This is a genomic window from Streptomyces sp. SID3343 (assembly GCF_009865215.1).
Taxonomy (GTDB): domain Bacteria; phylum Actinomycetota; class Actinomycetes; order Streptomycetales; family Streptomycetaceae; genus Embleya.
In genome coordinates this window covers 1-501 of sequence record NZ_WWJX01000550.1, presented here as the reverse complement: position 1 = coordinate 501, position 501 = coordinate 1, and the positions used below count along the sequence as shown (strand labels likewise).

Annotated in this window: 1 protein-coding gene; it reads right to left on the bottom strand. The window is 70.7% G+C overall.

Translation table 11 applies throughout. The features are described 5' to 3' along the window. Window positions 1-165: 165 nt before the first annotated feature. Window positions 166-450, bottom strand: coding sequence for a hypothetical protein (locus GT354_RS16880; RefSeq protein WP_161357126.1), 285 nt, complete (start codon window positions 448-450; stop codon window positions 166-168). Window positions 451-501 lie beyond the last annotated feature (51 nt).

Here is a 501-nt window from a genome sequence, read left to right as displayed (position 1 = left end):
CCGGCGACGAACAGGCAGAACCCGGCGAGCTTCGGGGCCTTGTTCGAGGCGAGCAGGGCGAACGCGGCGAGCAGGAGGATGACGGGCAGGCCGATGCTCACGGTCGACCCGCCGGCGGCGAGAGTGGTCATGTCCGGTTCTCCTGACGGATGGTCGGGGCGAGGTTCAGCGGGTGCCGTCGGCGTGGATCTTGTGGGCGCGGTTGTGGATGCGGCGGCCGATCCGCAGCCGGGCGCCGGTGCCCTTGCAGCGGCGGCACGGCTTGCGGATGCTGCGGCGCTTGGGCCTGCTCGGCGTGCCGTTCGCGGCGCGGCGCTTGTCCCACCACGAGATGTGGTTTCCGGTCCCCTCGCACCGTCGGCACGGCCCGAACGGGCTGAAGAAACACAACGCGCTGTAACCGAGTGCGGTGGCGGTCAGGGCGAGGAAGACGAGCACGGCGAGGGGCATGAAGTGCCTCCTGGGGCGTTTCTCGCGGTTTCGGGCATGGCGGTGCTAGGG

Excerpts from the sequence above, each read along its gene's own strand:
- GT354_RS16880 (WP_161357126.1), bottom strand. The coding sequence starts at position 450 with ATGCCCCTCGCCGTGCTCGTCTTCCTCGCCCTGACCGCCACCGCACTC.